Genomic DNA, 21331 nt, shown 5'->3' with positions numbered 1-21331 from the left:
AGTTTATGCCCACTACAGCAGACTTTCTTCAATACTCTCAATGGTCGGGAATCACGACCATAGCACTTGCAGCACTGACAATTTTAGCTCTTCTGTTTAAATGGGGGTTACGTTTTCGCTTGGTAGGTGCAACTGGTTTTATGCTTGTGCTTACAGCAGGACTCTTTTCACTATCCCTAGTTCCCCTGAGTCGTACAGTAATTCCTGGTGCTGCTAGATATACTTTAGTTTATGACAATGGTTCCAATCAGGCTGTAATTGCTACCAGTCCAGATATTACTCCTACCCAGCTGGAAGCAACCTTACGCCAAGCAGCCAGTAATCTATACTCCTACGGGCGCATGGGAGCTGGAGGTAACAACAGTTTGACAATTCGCGCTCGGACAGTTCTCCACCCAGAAACAGGTATATCAACACCTGTCTACTTGGGCAAAGTGGAAAGAACACTAGTTACCCGCGAAGACCCACAAATGTTGGTGGAAGTCTTCTTAGACAAATTTCGCCAGTTACCACCATCCTGAAATCATTTAGGTTTTGACCCATATAGTACATATTTATTATTAATATTTGTGATGGTTTTTGCCATACTATATCTATTATGTCTATCGTGTCTATCATGGCTAGTCTATTATCCACCCCCACCACTAGTTCTTTCTTGACATTAACTGTTGCTCCAGCAAAAGTAATCCGAGGTGCTGGTGTTCTCAGGTCAGCTGCTATTTCAGAAATTTCTACCTTAGGGAATCGTCCCCTAATTGTGACAGGAAAACATACTCTCAATATTTATCAGGAGAGTTTACAGACCATCTTCCAAAGTGGAGATTTGAATGCTTTTGCTACTTCCTATAGCCCAGATTGCTGTGAAGTCAGTTTGAAAGCGTTACGGAAAGCAGTTAAGGAACATAGAGCAGATGTGATTATTGGACTAGGTGGCGGCAAATCCATAGACACAGCTAAATTATTAGGACATCAATTACAGTTACCAGTAGTAACAATTCCTACATCTGCTGCTACCTGTGCAGCATGGACAGCTTTATCTAATGTGTATTCTGAATCGGGGGCATTTTTATATGATGTTCCCTTGTGTCGGTGTCCGGATTTGCTGATTTTAGATTATGATTTGATTAAAACCGCACCCCGGGAAACTCTGGTAGCTGGAATTGGAGATGGGATTGCCAAATGGTATGAAGCATCTGTTAGTAGTGGTAATATGCAGGATACACTGATTATTGCCGCAGTCCAACAAGCTAGAGTTTTACGCGATATACTATTACAAAAGTCCGCAGCAGCTTTAGACTCTCCTGGTAGTCAAATTTGGCAAGAGGTGGTAGATTGCAGTGTGATGTTAGCAGGTGTGATTGGTGGTTTAGGGGGAGCCCGCTGTCGTACAGTTGCTGCCCATGCAGTACATAATGGGTTAACTCACATTTGTGGACATGGTAGCATTCATGGAGAAAAGGTGGCATACGGAATTTTAGTGCAATTGCGATTAGAAGAAATGCTTCAGGGCAATCAATTAGCGGAAACCGCTAGACAGCAGTTATTAAAATTCTATACAGAAATTGGACTGCCACAAAAATTGGCGGATTTGGGACTGGGAAATATTTCTTTGACTCAATTGCAAACAGCAGCAGAAATAGCCCTAGCACCTAATTCTGATATCCATCGGTTACCCTTTTCCCTATCCTCGGAACAGTTAATGGCGGCGATGATTTCTACTACCGCTCCGGTTCTAAGACAAAGGGACTCATCATCGTTAACTACCCAAACGACTAGTTGACAATTGGCCATCATTAAAAATGCTTACAAAGAGTGACGAATTATTCCGAGGTTGAAGAATGAGTTTAAGTTGGATTACCCCCGCAGATAGGATAAAGAAACTACCACCCTATGTTTTTGCTAGATTGGATGAATTAAAGGCCAAGGCTAGAGAGCAAGGACTGGACTTAATTGATTTAGGAATGGGAAATCCTGATGGTGCAACTCCTCAACCAATTATAGAAGCAGCCAAAACAGCTTTGGCAAATCCTGCTAATCATGGTTATCCACCCTTTGAAGGTACTGCTAATTTTCGTAAGGCAATTACCGAATGGTATTATCGGCGCTATCATGTGCTGTTAGACCCTGACAGCGAAGCATTACCTCTATTAGGTTCTAAAGAAGGTTTGGCACATTTGGCGATCGCCTATATTAATCCGGGTGATATGGTTTTAGTGCCTTCTCCTTCCTACCCCGTGCATTTCCGAGGTCCAATTATTGCTGGGGGAGTAATTCATAATATCATTCTGCAGGAGAAGGATGATTGGTTAATTGATTTAGGGTCTATTTCCGATGAAGTAGCTCAAAAAGCAAAAATCCTCTATTTTAATTACCCTAGCAACCCCACAGGAGCAACTGCACCACGGGAGTTTTTTGAGGAAATAGTGGCTTTTGCTAAAAAGCATGAGATTCTACTGGTCCATGATTTGTGTTATGCTGAATTAGCTTTTGATGGTTATCAACCCACCAGTTTGCTAGAAATCCCCGGTGCCAAAGATATTGGTGTGGAATTTCATACCCTATCTAAAACCTATAATATGGCGGGTTGGCGAGTTGGTTTTGTAGTGGGTAATCGTCATGTTATCCAAGGTTTAAGAACTCTCAAAACCAATTTGGACTATGGGATTTTTTCCGCATTACAAACCGCCGCAGAAACTGCTTTACGCCTACCAGATTCTTACTTACATACAGTACAGCAACGTTATAGCATTAGGCGAGATTTTCTGATTGCTGGTTTAAGCAAGTTGGGTTGGAATATTAATCCTACTAAAGCAACCATGTATTTATGGGTTAAGTGCCCTCCAGGTATGGGTTCTACGGATTTTGCCCTCAACATCTTGCAAAAAACCGGTGTGGTGGTTACTCCTGGTAATGCTTTTGGGGTTGGTGGTGAAGGGTATGTGAGAATTAGTTTGATAGCAGATTGCGATCGCCTAGGTGAAGCTTTGGAGAGATTTAGGCAAGCGGGTATTTGTTATCAGTCGGATGTGGTTCCAGTATGTTTTTAAAAACTGGATAACACTCTTTCCAACCCCAAGAATTTTCCCCTTGGGGTTGACTAGTAGACTTGACCATGATATAATGAACTTTAAAATATGACCAAAATTAGTAAAAAAACCATATTAATTACAGGTGCAAGCAGTGGTATAGGTGCTGCTTGTGCGACAGTATTTGGGCGAGAACATTACAGACTAATTTTAGCTGCAAGAAGACTGGAAAATCTAGAATATCAAGCACACCAGCTATATGAATTATATAAAACAGAAACCCATTTGCTGCAATTAGATGTGAGAGATAGAGCAGCAGTAGAAGTGGCAATTAGTAGCTTACCTTCACCATGGTCGGAAGTGGATGTTTTGGTTAATAATGCTGGGCTGAGTAGGGGATTGGATAAGTTATATTTAGGCGATATTCAAGATTGGGAAGAAATGATTGATACTAATATAAAGGGGTTACTATACTTAACCCGTTATGTCTTACCGGGTATGGTAGACCGGGGTAGTGGTCATATTATAAATATTGGCTCGATCGCTGGTCATCAAACCTATCCTGGAGGGAATGTTTATTGTGGAAGCAAAGCAGCAGTAAAAGCTATTTCTGAGGGTTTAAAATTGGATTTATTAGGAACCCCTATAAGAGTAACCTCCATTGATCCTGGGATGGTGGAAACGGAATTTAGTCAGGTGCGATTTCATGGAGATCGGGAAAAAGCCAAGAAAGTTTATGAAGGAATAAAACCACTAACTGCTCAGGATGTAGCAGATGTAATATTTTTCTGTGCCACTAGACCTGCTCATGTTAATATTAACCAGGTGATATTAATGCCAGTAGATCAGGCCAGTGCAACTCTGGTAAATCGACAAAATTAGGGCTATTAAAACCTTTATCCCTTAAATATGTGTCAAAATCAAATCTAAAGTCTCAACTTGGAAACCTCTCACAATACCATGACAAACCTGACCCCTAATTCCAGTTTCAGTGTGACCCTACGTCTCAAAATTCCCAACCGGGTGGGAATGTTAGCATCTGTTACCCAGGCGATCGCTCTGACTGGTGGTAATATTGGACAAATAGATTTAATTGAACAAAATAGACATAACTCCATACGTGATATTACTGTAGATGCAGCAAGTGGTGAACATGGTGAAACTATTGTTAATTCAGTAAAAGAGCTGACGGATATTCAGGTGATTAATGTCTATGACCGAACTTTTAATTTACATGAAGGTGGAAAAATCAGCATTGCTAGTAGAATTCCCATCAAAACGGTCTCTGACTTGGCTATGGCCTATACTCCAGGAGTAGGAAGAATTTGTCAGGCGATCGCCCAAAAACCGGAGGAAGTTTACCGTTTGACTATTAAACAAAATACTGTTGCTATTGTCACCGATGGTAGTGCGGTTTTGGGGTTGGGTAATCTCGGTCCTGAAGCTGCTTTACCAGTAATGGAGGGTAAGGCAATGTTATTCAAGGAATTTGCCAATATAGATGCTTTCCCTATTTGTTTAGACACTCAAGACACTGAAGAAATTATCAGGGCTGTGAAAAATATTGCCCCCGTATTTGGCGGCGTCAATTTGGAAGACATCGCTGCACCTCGATGTTTTGAAATTGAACAGAGACTGCAATCGGAATTAGACATTCCTATTTTTCATGATGACCAAAATGGTACTGCTATTGTAACTCTGGCTGCTTTATTAAATGCCCTAAAACTAGTTAATAAGTCTATTAATCAAATTCGGATCGTGATTAATGGTGCTGGCGCTGCAGGAATAGCCGTGGCCCGCTTACTGCGCAAAGCTGGTGCAGAACAAATCTGGATGTGTGACTCTCAGGGAATCATATCTACTAATCGTACGGATTTGAACCCAGAAAAACTGGAATTCGCAGTTAAAGCTCAAGGAACCCTAGTTGGCGCTACCCAGGGTGCAGACGTGTTTATTGGTTTGAGTAAACCTGGGGTTTTAACACCGGAAATGGTCAAGTCCATGACCAAAGATGCTATCGTTTTTGCTATGGCTAATCCTATCCCGGAAATTCAACCGGAATTAGCGCCTAAAAACGTTGCGGTCATGGCCACAGGACGCAGTGATTATCCTAATCAAATTAATAATGTTCTAGCCTTTCCCGGAGTATTTCGTGGAGCTTTAGACTGTCGTTCTAAAGTTATTACTAGTAATATGTGCTTAGAAGCTGCTAAGGCGATCGCTTCTTTAGTGAATACCTCAGATTTAAACCGGGAATATATCATTCCCTCTGTGTTTGATAACCGCGTTGCTAGCGCTGTTGCTGCTGCTGTCAAACAAGCTGCACGAGCAGAGGGTAATGCCCAAGCTTAATCAAGACTTAACGTTTGTCCTTTTACATCCTTACAGGTTTTGTATAAACTGCATTCAATCTTGATTAAGGAACTTGGAATATGCTGTACTTAACTCTTCCACAGCCAAATCATAAAACTGCTTGCCATGTTCAGGAGTAGCTAAGTCAGGATGGGAACCCATGCGACCATCAGGATAACGTAAACGAAAATCGTTAGGTCCGTAAATTCTGTGACCACTTGCAACATCTGGTGCAAGAAAAGACTGTTTAATTGCTTGGGGATAAATATATTGGGTTAGTGCTACCTCACTGGGAGTAGCATGGGAACCCTCCTTATCTCCATACAACTCCTGGGCCAGTTTGTACACAGAAGTACATGTAAACCAATTACCAAGTTGACACTGCACTTTTTGGAAGTTTTTTACTTGTATATCTTCCAAATAGGCATAGGTTTCGGAAAAAGCTGTTTTTAAAGTGGCAATATTACCGCCATGTCCATTAATAAAATAAAACTTGGTAAAACCCGCTTTTGCTAAACTACTTATATAATCTCTCAACACTAAAATTAGGGTGCTAGGTCGTAAACTGATAGTACCGGGAAAAGCACTATGATGTAATGCCATACCAACATTAATGGTAGGTCCCACCATAGCTTGTGTTGCTTCCCCCACGCCATGGGATATGAACTCGGCGCATACTGCGTCGGTGCCAATTAAACCCGTTGGTCCATGTTGCTCTGTAGATCCAATGGGAATAATAATCCCCGAGGAAATTTGTAGATATTTTTCAACTTCTAACCATGTGCTTAGATGTAATAGCATTAATTAATTTACCTACTTCCTCATACTTAGCAGTAAAACCTAATGTCTTCCCCGCATTCATCAGCCAAATAACACAAAGCACGAAACCGCAACCCCACAAACTGATCATACAGCGGATTGAGTTTGCACAGAGGTGGAATGTGGCCGATTTTGCGATTAAACAATTTAATGTCTCGCTCAAAAGGACATTGAGCAGGAATCAATTTAGCTATCAAACGTGCAACTTGAGAGTTTTTTATTTCTATATCATCTAGCCATTGACGTATGGGCTTAAGTAAATCAAACTTATGTCTTGATTGTTTACCATTTACTTTATGGTCAACCAGGGTGGCAAAAATGATAGGTTGAGTATCTGTCGTGGTCATAGTTTTATATCCTCTTCTCCTGGGAATAACACAATTTCTTTGATTTAGTACCATAGAAATCTTTAGGGAATATTGTTATGCTGCTCTGGTTATTCTAGATAAGATGCTTAAAAGTTGAATCTGTCCAAAATATCCCGTATAACAGCTTAGGAACCCCCTAACTAATTGCCATTGAAACTCACGGTATGTGGAATAACTGTCCCGCTAAATACAAAATAACAAAGAAATAATAAAAATGGTATTACCTCAGCTTATCAATTACTCATATCTCATATTACTATCTCATATATCGACTCTAAATACTTGACAAAAAGACTATTATATGAACCAAATTTATGGAACGAAATGTGCATCCCCCAACAGAACATAGAATTAATATTCAGTCCAGGTAGAAAGCAGGTCTGGGTAGGTATTGGTTGTCAAAAGGGGGTTTCCTGTCTCTTGATTGAGCTAGGACTCAACAAAGTGTGCCAAAAATACAGAATAGATCCCCAGACTATAGATCGGATAGCCACTATTGAAACTAAAGCGTCAGAGCCAGGACTAGTCGAATTTTGCTTAAAAAACAATTTCAGATTACAAACCTTTAGCTCAACCACCCTATCAAGTATCAGTGTTCCCAATCCCAGTCAAATAATTACCAAAATTATGGGAACACCAAGCATAGCAGAAGCAGCAGCTCTTCTTTGTGCTGCTCAAAACAATTCCAGAGCCCAGTTGTTAGTTCCCAAAGAAATTTTCCGTCTACCGAACCAAGGATCTATGACTATAGCTGTTGCTACAAGAGCTTGAAATTCTCTCCTGCTCCCCCATACTAAACGATTAATCGCATAAAGTAGTTAATTAATGTGGAAGCAATTGACAAAACAATAGACCCTAAAAAAGCAGGTAAAAAACCATCAATCCGAAAACCAGAAGTAGCAGCTATCTTACTAGCTAACAAAAGACATAAAGCATTAATAACAAAACTGAATAGTCCAAAAGTGAGAAAGTTAACTGGGAATGCTAAAATATTCAAAATTGGACGAACAATAGCATTGACAAGCGCGATAATGACCGCCGCACTAAGCGCAGCTACCGGACTAGTAATCGTAAAGCCAGGAACAAATTTAGATGTGACTAACAGTGCCAAGGCAGTACCGATCCAAGTTAGTAAAAGGTGTTTCATGCTAGTTATTAGGTTGATGAGCGATCGCAACTTTCCAAATTCTACAACAAAAATCAAGGTAGTCTAGGTAATCGTTGGATAAAAACGTCCCAAGTCTGTCCACCTACTACACCATCTGCAGTCAAACCATAACGGAGTTGAGCTGCTTTAACTGCTCTCTCCAGAGTGACACTAAACTTACCATCTATGGGGGAAGGAAAAAATCCTAAAGCTCTGAGCAATCTTTGTAATTTTGTCACTTCTGCACCAGTATTACCCAAACGCAAAATGGCCCACCCAGATTGGGTATACTGAATTTTAGGATTTCGCTGACTAACAGGAGTAGGTTTAAAAACCATGATTGGTCGAGCAGGTGGCTGAGTAACAACTTGTTGAGGCTGAGTATTTTTCCTTATTATGTTGTTGTTACTGTTACCTTCTCTACCACTTCTTGTGGTAGGTTGTCTATTCTCAGGGTTATTACGGGGGGTAGTGATGCCAATATTTGGTACACTAGGAAAAAGTTTCTGCCAGGTTATGGTATCTACAATACCATCAGGAGCAAGACCAACTACTTGCTTGAACTGAGAAACTGCTTTGGCTGTGGAGTCTCGATAAACCCCATCCACGGGTCCTGAATAGAAACCCAAAAGTGCCAGTGTTGCTTGCAATTCTGATACCGATTCGCCTTGACTACCAATTTTTAGCATGGGACGGTTGATACTACCAACTCCAGTTACCTGGGCAATTGGCGTGTATGCTATGGATAGCATATTGCCACCCATTGGAACTAAAGGAGTTAAAATTAGTAATGGCCAGTGGTGAACCTTGGTGATGTGGGCGATCCAATTAGTCGAGTTGCTCAAGTTATATCGCATACAATTGATTGGGTTAGAAACTGATTCGGTAAAACTTACTAAAGGATTTAGCTCAAGAATTTGACATCACCATTTTATCTCATGCGGTAGTTAGGTCAATCGCCTCCCCAGGGCCAACCAAAGATAAGTAGGGTGTTTTTAAATAACTATTGGCTACTGTCATAGCTAATTCCGGACTGACCTGATTGATTAGCTGAGGAAACTCATGGTCGAATTCAATACCTAATCCCAAAATTTCATACCACCCATATATGTGGGCAATTTGTCCATTGGTTTGTTTCCCCAGGGCGTAGTGTCCTAAGATTTTATTTTTCGCGGTTTGTAATTCTTCCGGGGAAAGTTCAATCTGAGAAAGTCTTTCTACTTCTTGACCCAACTCTTTAATTGCCCTGCTAGTATTCTCTGGTGCAGTACCCATATACACTATAAATGATGCTGGATATGGTCTAGTAGAATAAATGGCTGAGATTTCGTAGGCTAAACCTCTTTTTTCTCGCAATTCTACAAATAGACGGCTAGAAAGTCCATTTCCTAGGTATGTGGATAACAATTTGAGGACGGGGTATGCGGGAGAATTTATGGAACTCCCCATATAACCCAGCATAATTATTGACTGTTGTGTATTTAAGGGTTGAAGACAAGATTTGGGAGCAATGGAAATTTTGGGTAAATCAAGTGCATGTCTTGCGGTGTTTGGTAGTGTCCAATCGCCAAAAACTTCTGTGACCATTTCTATGGCAGTTTTGGCTTTTGTCCTCCCAGCAATACTGATAACTATATTATCTGGACGAAAATGGTTTTGATGAAATTCAACCAAGTCTTTATAATTAATGCCATGTATGCTTGCTTCTGTACCCAGCACTGACCTACCATAGGGATGATTTTGGTACATTGCTTCGCGGATCTCTTTAAAAGCTAGGTTAAAGGGTTGTTCTTTCTGAGAACGAACATCCTGTATTGCTAATCGCTTTTCTAGTTCTATTTGTTTTTCAGGAAATGTGGGCGATTTTAACAATAAACCCGACAGAGCTAAAATTTCTGCAAAATCAGCACTGACTGTTTTTAAAGAGAGCAAAAAGTAATCTGTACTTGCATCCACGCTTAAATTTGCACCTACGGATTCAACTTTTTCAGCAATTTCTAGACTGGAAAAACCATCACAACCCTTGGTCATCACTGCTGATAATAAATTTGCCAACCCTGCTTTTTCTGGATTTTCATAACAGCTACCAGCACGAACAAAAATTTTGGCTGCTATAATATCCGCTATGGGGTTTTCAGCTATCAATAACACTATGCCATTTGCTAGTGTTGTACGATGGATGGAAAATTTACAATCATCTATATTGTTTCTGTTTTGCATTCTTACTCGTTAATACGGTTTCATTATAGTAACTGCATAATCTTGTAGCGAAAGATAATTTTGAGCCACTTTTTGCAGTTTTTTGGTATTGAAGGACTGAATCTGCTCCGGATAAGCAACAGACAATTGGGCTTTGGCAACTGTGTTATAGTAGCCATAAAGAGATGCTAGCTGATTTGGCGTTTCTGTGTTAAACGCATAGTCATTGCAAAGAGATCTTTGGGTTCGTTTAAGTTCTTGCTCGGTGACACCATGAATTTGCAACCTATGTAAATGTTCCAAAATCAGATTTTCTACTCTATCCAGATATTCAGGTTCTAAGTAGGCGGTAATTGTGAGCAAACTAGAGTCTTTTTGCACTGAAAAATTAGTGTAGATCTCCTGTACTAGTTGTTTCTCTTCCCTTAAATCATTGACTAAACGAGAAGTTCTTCCCTGTCCCAAAATGACTGATAGTATCTCTAAACCATTTGCTATGGCCAGTTCCTCCATTCCGGGCAAATTCCAGGCCATGATTAAACGCGCTTGCTCTATTCTAGGTAATATTAATTCTTGCCTTTTAACATCCCTAATTTGGGGTGGTGCTAGTTGATTAGATGTGGGAATAGATGTGGGAAAATCATCCTGGTTTTTAAAATTTTTAAATGTTTTATTGACAATTTCCCATGAAGTATCTCTTTCTATCCCTCCCACTATGACCACAGTCATATTTTCCGGTTGGTAATGACGACGATGAAAACATCGCATCGCTTCCGGTGAGTTTTCCATTAATTCCTTTTTTGTTCCCAAAATAGGTCTTCCGTAAGGGTGGTTCTCATAGACGGTTTTTAATAGTGCTTCAAATCCCATAGCATCAGGATCATCCGCACAACTACGAATTTCTTCCAAAACCACATCCCTTTCACGTATAAATTCATCTTCAAAAATAGCTGCATTGAGTAACAGTTCTCCCAAATGAGGAAGAGTATCTGCTAAATAGTGGTTAGCTGTGGCAAGATAGTAATGGGTATAGTCGTGGCTAGTAGCTGCATTGCTGATCCCACCCATACGCTCGATGTTATAGTCAAACTCCCCTGGACCCAAACTAGCTGTGCCCTTAAAAATCATGTGTTCTAAAAAGTGTGCCATGCCAAACAAGGGATCTGATTCCGAAGTTGCTCCTGCACGCACCCACACGTCCGCTACCACCACGGGGGTAGCTGCTATCTCCTGATGAATAAATGTCAAACCATTATCCAGTCGAAAAATCGAAGCTGGGAATAGGGTTTTGTTTTCGGTTATATGTGTTGTCAACTTTCCAGGGTTATATAACAATTTGACAGGTTTTTGTTATTTTAACTTTCAATTCCACCCGATTAGGAATCAAATAATACAGATTTAGTTTTTTATTCGCATTAATAGGTTTAATCGAATCCTTCTGCTGGGATATGAACAGCATTAACTTCAGCTTTTTCTTGAATCACAGCATATCCGTTATAAACAAGTCACAATCAGATAATTTTGTGGTTAGATATTTCAAGATCTGTAATAGAATAGTTTGTTGGGTTGAGTTATGTCTTAAGTCGTTTTCTAGCCAATCGGCGATCGCCCTAGAAAATGCTTAATACACATACACCAACAATGATAATAATACAACCTAAGAATCTATGTTTAAGGAAATAGCCATATCTTGCAGTCATCAATAAACACGGAATTTGCTGCTACTGTAGATGCGATCGCCATAACACTATTAACACTTCCTTCTTCAACCCAACCTACGTTAATCTTATATTTAATTCCACTGACCCACTTACTATCGTACCCGGTAACCTTAGGTGACTGGATTTTTTCAACGGTTATGGTGCGATCACTTATTCAGCGAATTCCCTGCAGCAGCGCTTGCACTATCCCCTATAGATAAATAGGTAATCTCAAAAATATAGTTCAAAACTCCGAATAACCGCTCTAAGTTAGATATACTATATTCTTCAATATTTTTGACAAAATTATCTTCTTCTAATTTGCTAAATTCCCAAATTTTACCATTAGAAACAATACCGTATAATGTTTGATTTAGTTGATTATTCAGTTTTTGTGCGGCAATTAATTCAGCTAAACATTGTCCCCAACCTTCTTCAAAGTTATCTTTTTTGGCTTCTACTAATATTAAATAAGGAGATTCAAAAATCACTTTTCCTCTCGAAGATCTTTTGGCAACAACATAGTCAGGTATTCCTGACAATTTTTCGTCATAGTTTAGGGGTTGATGACTCCAAATCAATAATTTATCTCGGTACTTTTGCCATATTTCTGTTAGAATGGGGAAAATAATACCTTCGCAAATTGCATATTCTGAGTTAAAAACAACTCCTTCTTTTAGCAGTAATTTAAAGCGATTAATGAAATAAACATCTGGGGAGAATGATTTTTCTTGTACAAAGTTTTCTTCTAGATAATTTAAGGGAAAATCATCCAAAACTTGAGCAATATTTTTATATTGATTAAAAGACATAACTAATTTTATCCTTCTGAGTCGGGTTTCAACTTTTGTGAAGGTAACCAACCGAAATCAAGCATTTGCTCCAGAGTATAGGGACAGATCTCTGGAAATATTGTCGGTGATAACCCGGATTTTTTGATTGCCAGTTTCCGAGCTTTGTCGTAGTCTTTTGGTAGGATTGCCAAGAAGTGGTTATGAAGAACCCGGGACTCCAGCAGAGCATCAAGTTCCAACCGGAAGTTATCAATTTCTTTTTCCCAACCTTTACCTGACCAAGGGCGTTCGGTTTGCCAATGCTCGTACAGTAGTAAATGGATGAGGAGTCGCAACAAATAACTTTCCACTTTATAACGTTGCTCTCTTCCCAATGCGTCTATTTCCTCAATTAAATTCCCCCAGTCAATGGCACTGAAATCTTGCTGCTTGAGTTGTGCTAGGGTTAAGTCTAACCAAGCAGGATAGTCCTGTTCGTAAAGCGAGGCGAGGTTTATTATTTGAACCATGGGGTTATCCGTTTGTTCTAGCTTTACTTAAAATAGTATATAGTCATAGGCCATCTAATGTCAATCAGGCAAGATATACAATACACTTAGATGCGGAATGTGGGATCTAACACACGGTCAGGTGGAATGATCTGTTAGACCTCAAATTCGATTACAGTAGCAATGGAGGCTACAATTTCCAGCATTGTAATTTCAGAAACGCTCCCTAATTTACGAATAAACCGTTGTAAATCCACCCCCCTTAGCTGGAGAGTATCAATTGCAGAATCTTTATTCAATCTATTGATACTGTTAGGTTCAATTTTAACATGCCAGAAATTTGATGAAAAATATGTTTTCCAGTCTGTAATAGGAGCAATAAGCTTGATAGGAAGCTTTCCTACTGAATCGGAACTGATGACGACAGCAGGACGCACTTTTTTGATTTCTGCACCAACAGTAGGATCGAAGTTGACTAACCAAATTTCTCCACGTTTTGGCAGATCAGGGTTAATACTCAATGATGTCACCTACCATTAATTCTTGCCATTCAGAATCTTGTTGATAGTGAGAGAGCATTATATCAGCTTGACTTTGGAGAATATTCCTACGTTCAGTCATTGGTAACTTCAGAAAAGCAAGACGCTGTTTTAAGGATGGAGAGATATCTTCGATGGTAGAAGAATCAGAACTAACTTCTTCAACCAAAATAACGACTTCAACAGTTTGTCCTACAGTCAGATCTGGAGATTGAATTTCAATTCTATTTCCTGGTAGGACTTTTGCTGTGGTGTACAAAGTTGATTTGACCATTTTCAGCCTTTTGCTTAAGTATTTTTATTGTACTTTATAATATTTGGCGCAAAATTAATTATAATCATCCGTAATGGAGTAGTTTGTTGGGTTTGGTATTAAACCCAACCTACGGTGAAATGCTTGCAGGAGCGCTTGTTAATCAACTTGCATTTTGCCAAAAACATCTATTAGGGTTTCCAACTGTTGTTCGGCCTTAAATATAGCCAAACCCCTAGCTGTAACCTTTCCAGGAGAATATACAAACCGATTTCTCATATTTTCCGTCAACCTCTGGGCCAATAAGTTCCAAGCGGGTTCTTCCATTGGTGTCTCCAATACTATATGTTGCTTATTCTCTGGTTTAATCCTACTAAAACCTAGATTTTTTGCCAGTTGTTTCAATTCCATAACTCTGAGCATTTGATTTGCTGGGGGGGGTACAATACCATATCTATCATTCCATTCTGCTGCTATTGCTCTTAATTCTTCCTTGGATTTGGCTGTCGCTACCGCACGATAGGCACTCATTTTTTGATCAATATCGGTAATATAGGTTGCAGGAATAAATGCGGTCAGGTTCAAATCAATTTGGGTGTCATCAACTTTGGGTATTTCTTGACCCCTAATCTCCCTAATTGCTTCTTCTAACATTTCCATATATAAGTCAAATCCAATGGTATCCATTTGACCTGATTGTTCCGCACCTAATAAATTTCCTACCCCACGAATTTCCATATCCCGCATGGCTAACTGATAACCAGAACCTAGTTGGGTAAATTCCTGAATGGCTCTTAATCTTTGTCTAGCAGCATCGGATAGTTCTCTTTGTTTAGGATAAAATAACCAAGCATGGGCTTGAATTCCTGCTCTTCCTACTCTTCCCCTTAATTGATATAATTGGGAAAGTCCAAATCGGTGGGCATCTTCAATTAAAATGGTATTAACTCGCGGAATGTCTAATCCAGATTCAATAATTGTTGTACATACTAAAATGTCTGCTTCATGGTTACTAAAAGTTAACATGGTTGATTCTAGTTGACTTTCATCCATTTGACCATGGGCTATGACAAATCTACCACTGGGAATCATTTCTCGGAGTCTGGTTGTGGTTTCTTCTATACCCTCAACTCTGGGGACAACGTAAAACACTTGTCCACCTCTATCTAATTCCTGTCTAATGGCACTACTGACAATTTGGGGGTTTAATGGGGCTAAATGGGTTTGAATCGGTCTTCTGGTCGGAGGTGGAGTGGTAATTAAACTCATTTCTCTAATCCCAGATAGGGACATATATAAGGTTCTGGGAATGGGTGTTGCTGATAGGGTCAATACGTCTAGGTGTGTTTTTAAAGTTTTGATTTTTTCTTTTTGATTGACTCCAAATCTCTGCTCTTCATCAATTACTAATAATCCTAAGTCTTTAAATTGTACTCCTTTACCTAACAATTGATGAGTTCCCACAACTATGTCTAACTCACCGGTTAATAGTCGTTTTTGAATATTGCGCTTTTCTTCATGAGAACGGAAACGATTTAATAATCCTACATGAATAGGATAGGGTGCAAAACGTTCTTTTATGGTGTGATAATGTTGCTGGGTTAAAATGGTGGTGGGGGCTAAAAGTGCTACTTGTTTACCTGCGGTAACAGCTTTAAAAATTGCCCTAATTGCTACTTCTGTTTTACCAAAACCCACGTCGCCACAAACTAGACGATCCATGGGTCTGGGACTTTCCATATCTCTCTTCACATCTTGCACTGCTTTTAATTGATCTATGGTGGGTTGGTAAGGAAAGGAATCTTCCATTTCTTCTTGCCAAGGCATGTCTTGTGGATAGGAAAAACCCTCTTGTTGGGAACGAGATGCATATAATTGTAGCAGATCAACTGCTAATTTTTTAATGGCTTTTTTGACTTTACTCTTGGTGTTATCCCAAGCTTTACCGGTCATTTTATGTAGTTGGGGTGGTCTATCTAAGTTGGTTCTGAATCTGGAGAGGGAACCTACTTGATCCGCTGCTACTCTTAACACGCCATCAGCATATTGAATGACTAAATAATCGCGTGTTTCGTCATTGATTGTCAAACTCTCTAATTTGACAAATTTGCCGATTCCATGGCTACGATGTACGACAAAATCACCCGCCCTTAATTTGTTAGGATCAACCTGTTTGGATGCTGCTTTACGTCGTTTACGCACGTAGCCAAAGTTAGCTAGGGCGTGTTGACCATAAAATTCCCGATCTGTAATAATTACTAAACGATAAGAAGGTAAAATTACTCCTTCTAATTCCGCTAAACCAGAATATTTAAGAGCAACTGGTGTTTGATTAATTTGCAGTTTATCAATGGCTTGATAATCTCGCGGATTAGGAATAAACTGAGCTGGACAATCATGTTCTTGTAATAGAGCAACTGAACGAGAAGGTTGGGCAGAAATAATCCAAACCGCAAATTTACGCTCTCTTTCTTGGCGGATGGTGTCTGCTAATTTCGCAAATTGGTGGGGATGGATGGGTAAGGGTCTACCCCCTAAATTATAGCTGGGAATAAAACTCTCAGAACTGGTTTGCTCCCTGGCATCTTTATAGGTTATATTACCACTATTTTCTTCTGCTATTTCCGATAAATATAGGGTACTAAAATTGCTGACTTTTTTCGCTAAACATTCCTCAAAATTTATATGTATTTTCGGGAAGGTGGTAGATAATTGATCGTTAATTAGTAACCATTGCTCATCCGCATTTTCTACCCAGCGATCGCCATGGGCATGACATTGTTCAATTTCATCAATTGCTACTAAGGTATTTGCTGGTAAATAATCTAGAATTGACGCGGGTTGGTCAAAGGCAAAACCCAGAAATCTTCTACTACCTTCTAATCCTGAATTTTCTATTACTTCTGAATTTAAATCAAGTTGGGAACTGAATTGCCAAAATAGAGCATTATCTTTTAAAGCAGATAAAACAATTGGTGCAAAACTGGTGGGGGTCAAGGTAATTTGATTGATTTTGTCTAACGCTGAACGCTGGGTACTAGGGTCAAATTCACGGATTTTTTCAATGTCATCCCCAAACCATTCCAAACGCACCGGTAATTCGCAAGCAACGGGAAATACATCCACAATGTCACCCCGTCTACTCCATTGACCTTCTGTTTCTACTAGGGAAACCCGCTCGTATCCCAAAGCAGTGATTTTTTCCCCAAATTGTTCTAAGCTATATCCCATATCCTTTTGTAAGGTTAAACAGAAGGATTTAAATGTTTCCCGAGGTGGTAAGTGTGGTTGTAATGCTCCTATAGTGGTAATAATGGCCATACTCTTATGATCACTATTACTAACTAAATCCGCTAATACCTGCATTTGACCCCAGCTTAACTCCGTTTCTGGATCAAAGGGTTGATAGGGAGAAGCTTCCGAGGTTGGGTAAAAGTGGACCGTATTCCATCCCATGGCTTCTAACTGGGCATAAAATCTACCAGCTTCCTCTAATGTGGCACAGATAATACACAAGTCACGACTCTCTTGGCTAGCAAGAGCAGAAGCGATGAGATTTTTGGGTAGGCGAGAAATGCCATTTAAACCCAATTGCTGGTGTTTTTTGAGTTGATTGTTGAGTTCCGTGGTCAGAGGCGATCGCATCAAACTACGTACAATAGAAGAAAAAGTCATAGTTGTTGCTCAGGTGAGAAGTCGAAAAAAGTGAAAAAATATAGATTGTATCTATATACCAATTATTTTACGGAAATGGAAAATGGGTAATATGGGTAATAAATTGGTCGGAAGGAAAAATCATTTTTTCCCTCTTGCTATCTCTTTCTCCCTCATTCCCTCACTCCCATGTCTCCCATTACTGTGGAAATTCTCATTATTTTGGCACTGATTTTGGCTAACGGAATATTTTCCATGTCGGAAATGGCTATAGTGTCTGCTCGTAAAGCTAGATTACAGCAATTAGCCAATCAAGGAAGTCTTAATGCCCAGGCTGCTTTAGAGCTAGCAGAAGCTCCTAATCACTTCCTGTCCATTGTTCAAGTGGGAATCACACTGATTAATATTCTAAACGGTGTTTTCGGTGGTGCTACCATTGCTCAAAGATTGGAAAAATATGTTGAGTTAGTACCCTTTTTGTCAGATTATAGTCAGACCATTGCTTTTGGAGTGGTAGTTTTAGTCATTACCTATTTATCCTTAATTGTTGGTGAATTAGTACCAAAACGTTTAGCATTAAATAATCCGGAAAAAATAGCTGCTTTTATAGCTATTCCTATGAGGGCTTTAGCCAGTTTGGCTTCTCCTATAGTATACATGTTGAGTATATCAACAGAGACCGTATTACAAATTTTGGGTATTAGACCTTCGGAGGAACCCCAGGTTACGGAAGAGGAAATCAAGATTTTAATAGAACAAGGTACCGAAGCAGGAACTTTTGAAGCAGCGGAGCAGGATATGGTCGAAAGGGTATTTCGTCTAGGCGATCGCCCGGTGACTTTTTTCATGACTCCTCGTCCGGATATTGTCTGGTTAGACCTGGATGATTCACCGGAGGAAAATCGCCAGAAAATGTCTGCGAGTAATTACTCTCGTTACCCCGTATGTCAAGAGGGACTAGACAATGTTTTAGGGGTAATTCCGGTAACTGATTTACTCTCCAGGAGTTTACGCAATGAACCTTTTGATTTAACCATAGGATTACGTCAACCGGTTTTTGTACCTGAAAGCACCAGAGGTTTAAAGGTTCTGGAGTTATTTAAACAAACTGTCACTCATATTGCTTTAGTTGTGGATGAGTATGGAGTAATTCAAGGCTTAGTGACCCTAAATGACATTATGAGTGAAATTGTGGGTGATGTTCCTGCACAACCGGGACAGGAAGAACCTCAAGCGGTACAAAGGGAAGATGGTTCTTGGTTAGTGGATGGTATGTTACCCGTAGAAGAGTTTTTTGAACTTTTTGACGTGGAAGAATTGGAAATGGAAGCAAGAGGAAACTATCAAACTCTGGGTGGGTTAGTCATCACTAATTTAGGACGTATTCCCACCGCTGCAGAGCATTTTGAATGGCAAGGAATGAGAATTGAAGTTATGGATATGGATGGCAATAGAGTTGATAAGGTTTTAGTCGTTCCTCATACAAATTAGTCTAGGGGGTGATGGAGGAATTTAACTTTGAGATAATCGTTTTACCTCTTCACCCTTAAATATGGTATGAGCTTTAGATAACATTAGGGGAATTTTTTCCCGGTGGGGACTATTACCTAAACATTCTTGCAAATCCAATTCTTCTAATTTGTCAGCTCTGTTTCCTGGGAACCAATGGTCAGCATTGCCTAATAGGTTATAGCGCATTTTTCCGTATTCTACCATATCATAGGCCAGGGCTAAATTTAACAACCAGAGAATCAATTTAATGTTAATATTACCTGGGGTATTTTCCCAAACTGGTAAATTGGTATCCCAGGTTTTTACCCAATCTTCACCCAAGGTGTCTATGGCTGCTTTTTCTAATTTGGCAATAATTGGTGGTAAAATTTCATCAGCTCTGTCTAACAATTCTAAGGTTTTTAAATGTTCATCAAAATCACTTGGCTGTGCTGCTCCGATGCTGAGAGTATGAACTTGAGAATGGCTCAAACAAAACAAATCATTAAAGACCATGGGACTTAATGGTTGACAAAGTTCAACCAATTTTGGAGAAGGTTGATATAAAATACCTCCTTTATTAGCAGGGCTGATAATAAACACACCCATATCTAACCTATTAGCAGCTTCTATGGCCGGCCAATTCCATTGATTTATATAGTACCAATGGAGATTGATATAGTCGAATTTATTACTGTTAACTGCTTGTAAAATTATTTCCAGAGGTGCGTGGGTAGAAAACCCAATAAATCTCACTTTACCTTGAGCTTGTAATTCTTTAGCTACCTGTAAGCAACCACCAATGCTATAGTCTAAAAGTTCTTGGTTGTTGATTCCATGCAACCCCAATAAATCAACATAGTCTAACTCTAGATAGGCCAGGGATTTGTCAAAGATTTGGCGAAATTCTTGGGGATCGGAACAGGGAGTTACTTTGGTTTGGACTATTAACTTTTCTCTGTCCAAATTGGGTAAAACTTGCCCCAATTGCATTTCAGAAGTGCCATAAAATCGGGCAGTTTCTAGGTGATTGATGCCCAAATCAACAGCTCGATGAATAATATTGGCTAGATTCTGTTGACTATCCACAGGTATTTCCTGGAGAGGAACATCTTGCCAATTAAACTGATAACGCATTCCCCCGCAGGAAAATACAGGCATTTGTAAGTTAGTGCGACCGAATCTTCTATATAGCATAAGTTGAGATTTATAAACTGAAACTATTTCCTAAATTTACTCCCAGAAATTAGAGTTTAGAAATGTTGCTAAGTCCCATGAATAATTCCATTGGCTGGGAAAATTGACGGATTTATACTCATTGGTTACATTTTTCAGGGCACGTCGCCAAGCTTCCTGAAAGGTCTCATTCCATAAGGACTTAAGACTTGGTACTTGACTAATTAATATATCTAACTCTGTTCTTTGAGTTCTAATTGTTCGCTCCCAACCATGATAATCATAGGGAGAGTTAACATATAGTCGTTTAAGCAGGTGCTCTATTAAGACAATTAAACGACTTAATAATTCTCTTTTTTGTGAACTTCCCAAAGCTTCTACTTCCTGAATTAGATTGACAATGTCTAAGTCGTGAAAATTCCCAGCTTTGAGTTTAGCAACCGTATCCTCAACCCAGAGTAAAATATCCTGATCATAAAGGGATAATGTCATTATTTACTCTCCTAAATTGGTTAATTTCCCCATTTCCCAACCCCCACCTACATTTGTCGGACAGAGGGCTTACCATCAATTACTTCGCCAATTAATACCAAATCCACACAGTTGACAAAGATGCCATTTTCCAGAACACCAGGGATATTATTCAGGGTTTTTTCCAAATTCACTGGATCTTCAATGGAGTCAAATCTGACATCAACTACCATATTACCTTGATCTGTAATCACAGGACCAGCCTTTTTCACACCCATGCGTAATTCCGGATTTCCCCCCAGTTTCTTAATAGCGTTGATTACAGGGGTGATAGCCATAGGTATCACTTCCACGGGCACAGCAAAGGTAGAACCCAAATGGTCCACTAACTTACCACTATCAACCACAACAATAAATTGACTTGCTAAATAGTCTACTACCTTTTCCCGAGTGTGTGCTGCACCACCACCCTTAATTAAGTTTTTATTAGGATCAACCTCATCAGCACCATCAATAGCGATGTCAATATGGTCAACAGCGTCTAAAGTAGTAAGAGGAACTCCATAGTGTTTTGCCAAAACTTCCGACTGGAAGGAAGTGGGTATACCAACAATATCCTTAAGCTCACCGGATTTCAGGCGATCGCCCAAAAACTGAATAGTGTAAGCAGTAGTTGATCCCGTACCTAAACCGACAATAGAACCCGATTTTACCAGGGATGCGGCGGCTTTACCGACTTCTTGCTTCATCAACTTAACTGGGTCTGCTGATACGGACATTGCTAAACTCCCAAAAATTTCACCACATCAAAAATGCTCTCACAAACCGAATATACTACAAAATATGGTCATTTT

Annotated in this window: 21 protein-coding genes; 7 read left to right on the top strand and 14 right to left on the bottom strand. The window is 39.6% G+C overall.

Translation table 11 applies throughout. The features are described from left to right. Positions 1-5: 5 nt before the first annotated feature. The 5 genes from C6N34_RS15555 to C6N34_RS15535 all read left to right on the top strand — a co-directional run bounded on the left by C6N34_RS15555 (position 6) and on the right by C6N34_RS15535 (position 5378). The gene (locus C6N34_RS15555; RefSeq protein ID WP_006276623.1) at positions 6-521 is read left to right on the top strand and encodes a Ycf51 family protein; all 516 of its coding nucleotides are present in this window, start codon (positions 6-8) and stop codon (positions 519-521) included. A 95-nt stretch (positions 522-616) separates the two neighbouring features. Next, the gene (locus tag C6N34_RS15550; RefSeq protein WP_071242065.1) at positions 617-1780 is read left to right on the top strand and encodes an iron-containing alcohol dehydrogenase family protein; all 1164 of its coding nucleotides are present in this window, start codon (positions 617-619) and stop codon (positions 1778-1780) included. Positions 1781-1838: 58 nt separating this feature from the next. Further along, positions 1839-3047, top strand: a complete 1209-nt coding sequence (locus tag C6N34_RS15545; RefSeq protein ID WP_057178178.1) for an aspartate aminotransferase — start codon at positions 1839-1841, stop codon at positions 3045-3047. 87 nt (positions 3048-3134) lie between these two features. Continuing rightward, a complete protein-coding gene (locus C6N34_RS15540; RefSeq protein ID WP_115538516.1) occupies positions 3135-3908 on the top strand; it encodes an SDR family oxidoreductase in 774 nt (257 codons plus the stop codon). A gap of 78 nt (positions 3909-3986) precedes the next feature. After that, positions 3987-5378, top strand: a complete 1392-nt coding sequence (locus tag C6N34_RS15535; RefSeq protein ID WP_057178176.1) for a malic enzyme-like NAD(P)-binding protein — start codon at positions 3987-3989, stop codon at positions 5376-5378. A 54-nt stretch (positions 5379-5432) separates the two neighbouring features. Here C6N34_RS15535 and C6N34_RS15530 read toward each other — a convergent pair whose 3' ends face one another. Both C6N34_RS15530 and C6N34_RS15525 read right to left on the bottom strand, forming a co-directional pair. After that, the gene (locus tag C6N34_RS15530) at positions 5433-6179 is read right to left on the bottom strand and encodes a creatininase family protein (protein ID WP_057178175.1); all 747 of its coding nucleotides are present in this window, start codon (positions 6177-6179) and stop codon (positions 5433-5435) included. A 26-nt stretch (positions 6180-6205) separates the two neighbouring features. Then, positions 6206-6544 carry a Mo-dependent nitrogenase C-terminal domain-containing protein gene (locus tag C6N34_RS15525; RefSeq protein ID WP_057178174.1) on the bottom strand — a complete coding sequence of 113 codons (339 nt, stop codon included), beginning with the start codon at positions 6542-6544 and terminating at the stop codon, positions 6206-6208. 345 nt (positions 6545-6889) lie between these two features. Between C6N34_RS15525 and C6N34_RS15520 the strand changes: the two genes are divergently transcribed. Further along, positions 6890-7336 (top strand): cobalamin biosynthesis protein, encoded by a 447-nt coding sequence (locus tag C6N34_RS15520; RefSeq protein ID WP_006277492.1) that lies wholly within the window; start codon positions 6890-6892, stop codon positions 7334-7336. Between the two features lie 22 nt (positions 7337-7358). On the opposite strand, the gene C6N34_RS15515 is transcribed toward C6N34_RS15520, so the two are convergent. The 9 genes from C6N34_RS15515 to mfd all read right to left on the bottom strand — a co-directional run bounded on the left by C6N34_RS15515 (position 7359) and on the right by mfd (position 17360). Then, complete coding sequence (locus tag C6N34_RS15515; protein ID WP_115538515.1) at positions 7359-7712, bottom strand: phage holin family protein; 354 nt, start codon at positions 7710-7712, stop codon at positions 7359-7361. A 53-nt stretch (positions 7713-7765) separates the two neighbouring features. Then, positions 7766-8464, bottom strand: coding sequence for a peptidoglycan-binding domain-containing protein (locus C6N34_RS15510; RefSeq protein ID WP_057178172.1), 699 nt, complete (start codon positions 8462-8464; stop codon positions 7766-7768). Positions 8465-8648: 184 nt separating this feature from the next. After that, complete coding sequence (locus C6N34_RS15505) at positions 8649-9932, bottom strand: M16 family metallopeptidase (protein WP_057178171.1); 1284 nt, start codon at positions 9930-9932, stop codon at positions 8649-8651. A gap of 9 nt (positions 9933-9941) precedes the next feature. Next, positions 9942-11225: a M16 family metallopeptidase gene (locus C6N34_RS15500; protein WP_115538543.1), complete on the bottom strand. Its 1284-nt coding sequence runs from the start codon at positions 11223-11225 to the stop codon at positions 9942-9944. A 553-nt stretch (positions 11226-11778) separates the two neighbouring features. Further along, complete coding sequence (locus tag C6N34_RS15495; RefSeq protein WP_115538514.1) at positions 11779-12423, bottom strand: hypothetical protein; 645 nt, start codon at positions 12421-12423, stop codon at positions 11779-11781. 8 nt (positions 12424-12431) lie between these two features. Further along, positions 12432-12914 carry a DUF29 domain-containing protein gene (locus C6N34_RS15490; RefSeq protein ID WP_006277498.1) on the bottom strand — a complete coding sequence of 161 codons (483 nt, stop codon included), beginning with the start codon at positions 12912-12914 and terminating at the stop codon, positions 12432-12434. Positions 12915-13048: 134 nt separating this feature from the next. Further along, entirely contained in the window at positions 13049-13423 is a 375-nt protein-coding gene (locus C6N34_RS15485; protein ID WP_181884027.1) for a type II toxin-antitoxin system PemK/MazF family toxin, read from the bottom strand. Further along, positions 13404-13706, bottom strand: coding sequence for a hypothetical protein (locus C6N34_RS15480; RefSeq protein WP_115538512.1), 303 nt, complete (start codon positions 13704-13706; stop codon positions 13404-13406). Before C6N34_RS15480 ends, C6N34_RS15485 begins: the two co-directional genes overlap by 20 nt. 138 nt (positions 13707-13844) lie before the next feature. After that, positions 13845-17360 (bottom strand): transcription-repair coupling factor, encoded by a 3516-nt coding sequence (gene mfd, locus C6N34_RS15475; protein ID WP_115538511.1) that lies wholly within the window; start codon positions 17358-17360, stop codon positions 13845-13847. Between the two features lie 168 nt (positions 17361-17528). Here mfd and C6N34_RS15470 point away from each other — a divergent pair, with 168 nt between their 5' ends. Then, positions 17529-18830, top strand: coding sequence for a hemolysin family protein (locus C6N34_RS15470; protein WP_071985351.1), 1302 nt, complete (start codon positions 17529-17531; stop codon positions 18828-18830). Between the two features lie 21 nt (positions 18831-18851). Here C6N34_RS15470 and C6N34_RS15465 read toward each other — a convergent pair whose 3' ends face one another. The 3 genes from C6N34_RS15465 to rpiA are packed head-to-tail and all read right to left on the bottom strand — an operon-like array spanning position 18852 to position 21256. After that, a complete protein-coding gene (locus tag C6N34_RS15465) occupies positions 18852-20027 on the bottom strand; it encodes an aldo/keto reductase (RefSeq protein ID WP_057177361.1) in 1176 nt (391 codons plus the stop codon). A 36-nt stretch (positions 20028-20063) separates the two neighbouring features. After that, complete coding sequence (locus C6N34_RS15460; RefSeq protein ID WP_057177360.1) at positions 20064-20498, bottom strand: DUF29 domain-containing protein; 435 nt, start codon at positions 20496-20498, stop codon at positions 20064-20066. 47 nt (positions 20499-20545) lie between these two features. Beyond that, the gene (gene rpiA, locus C6N34_RS15455) at positions 20546-21256 is read right to left on the bottom strand and encodes a ribose-5-phosphate isomerase RpiA (RefSeq protein WP_006277502.1); all 711 of its coding nucleotides are present in this window, start codon (positions 21254-21256) and stop codon (positions 20546-20548) included. Positions 21257-21331: the final 75 nt, after the last annotated feature.

This window comes from Cylindrospermopsis raciborskii Cr2010, assembly GCF_003367075.2.
Taxonomy (GTDB): Bacteria; Cyanobacteriota; Cyanobacteriia; order Cyanobacteriales; family Nostocaceae; genus Raphidiopsis; species Raphidiopsis raciborskii.
The sequence above is the reverse complement of the archived record's forward strand: the minus strand, read 5'-3'. Positions and strand labels throughout refer to the sequence as shown.

What these genes read in the sequence shown, in the direction of transcription:
- C6N34_RS15555 (WP_006276623.1), top strand. Translation starts at nt 6, where the DNA reads ATGCCCACTACAGCAGACTTTCTTCAATACTCTCAATGGTCGGGAATC.
- C6N34_RS15550 (WP_071242065.1), top strand. Translation starts at nt 617, where the DNA reads ATGGCTAGTCTATTATCCACCCCCACCACTAGTTCTTTCTTGACATTA.
- C6N34_RS15545 (WP_057178178.1), top strand. Translation starts at nt 1,839, where the DNA reads ATGAGTTTAAGTTGGATTACCCCCGCAGATAGGATAAAGAAACTACCA.
- C6N34_RS15540 (WP_115538516.1), top strand. Translation starts at nt 3,135, where the DNA reads ATGACCAAAATTAGTAAAAAAACCATATTAATTACAGGTGCAAGCAGT.
- C6N34_RS15535 (WP_057178176.1), top strand. Translation starts at nt 3,987, where the DNA reads ATGACAAACCTGACCCCTAATTCCAGTTTCAGTGTGACCCTACGTCTC.
- C6N34_RS15530 (WP_057178175.1), bottom strand. Translation starts at nt 6,179, where the DNA reads ATGCTATTACATCTAAGCACATGGTTAGAAGTTGAAAAATATCTACAA.
- C6N34_RS15525 (WP_057178174.1), bottom strand. Translation starts at nt 6,544, where the DNA reads ATGACCACGACAGATACTCAACCTATCATTTTTGCCACCCTGGTTGAC.
- C6N34_RS15520 (WP_006277492.1), top strand. Translation starts at nt 6,890, where the DNA reads ATGTGCATCCCCCAACAGAACATAGAATTAATATTCAGTCCAGGTAGA.
- C6N34_RS15515 (WP_115538515.1), bottom strand. Translation starts at nt 7,712, where the DNA reads ATGAAACACCTTTTACTAACTTGGATCGGTACTGCCTTGGCACTGTTA.
- C6N34_RS15510 (WP_057178172.1), bottom strand. Translation starts at nt 8,464, where the DNA reads ATGCTATCCATAGCATACACGCCAATTGCCCAGGTAACTGGAGTTGGT.
- C6N34_RS15505 (WP_057178171.1), bottom strand. Translation starts at nt 9,932, where the DNA reads ATGCAAAACAGAAACAATATAGATGATTGTAAATTTTCCATCCATCGT.
- C6N34_RS15495 (WP_115538514.1), bottom strand. Translation starts at nt 12,423, where the DNA reads ATGTCTTTTAATCAATATAAAAATATTGCTCAAGTTTTGGATGATTTT.
- C6N34_RS15490 (WP_006277498.1), bottom strand. Translation starts at nt 12,914, where the DNA reads ATGGTTCAAATAATAAACCTCGCCTCGCTTTACGAACAGGACTATCCT.
- C6N34_RS15480 (WP_115538512.1), bottom strand. Translation starts at nt 13,706, where the DNA reads ATGGTCAAATCAACTTTGTACACCACAGCAAAAGTCCTACCAGGAAAT.
- mfd (WP_115538511.1), bottom strand. Translation starts at nt 17,360, where the DNA reads ATGACTTTTTCTTCTATTGTACGTAGTTTGATGCGATCGCCTCTGACC.
- C6N34_RS15470 (WP_071985351.1), top strand. Translation starts at nt 17,529, where the DNA reads ATGTCTCCCATTACTGTGGAAATTCTCATTATTTTGGCACTGATTTTG.
- C6N34_RS15465 (WP_057177361.1), bottom strand. Translation starts at nt 20,027, where the DNA reads ATGCTATATAGAAGATTCGGTCGCACTAACTTACAAATGCCTGTATTT.
- C6N34_RS15460 (WP_057177360.1), bottom strand. Translation starts at nt 20,498, where the DNA reads ATGACATTATCCCTTTATGATCAGGATATTTTACTCTGGGTTGAGGAT.
- rpiA (WP_006277502.1), bottom strand. Translation starts at nt 21,256, where the DNA reads ATGTCCGTATCAGCAGACCCAGTTAAGTTGATGAAGCAAGAAGTCGGT.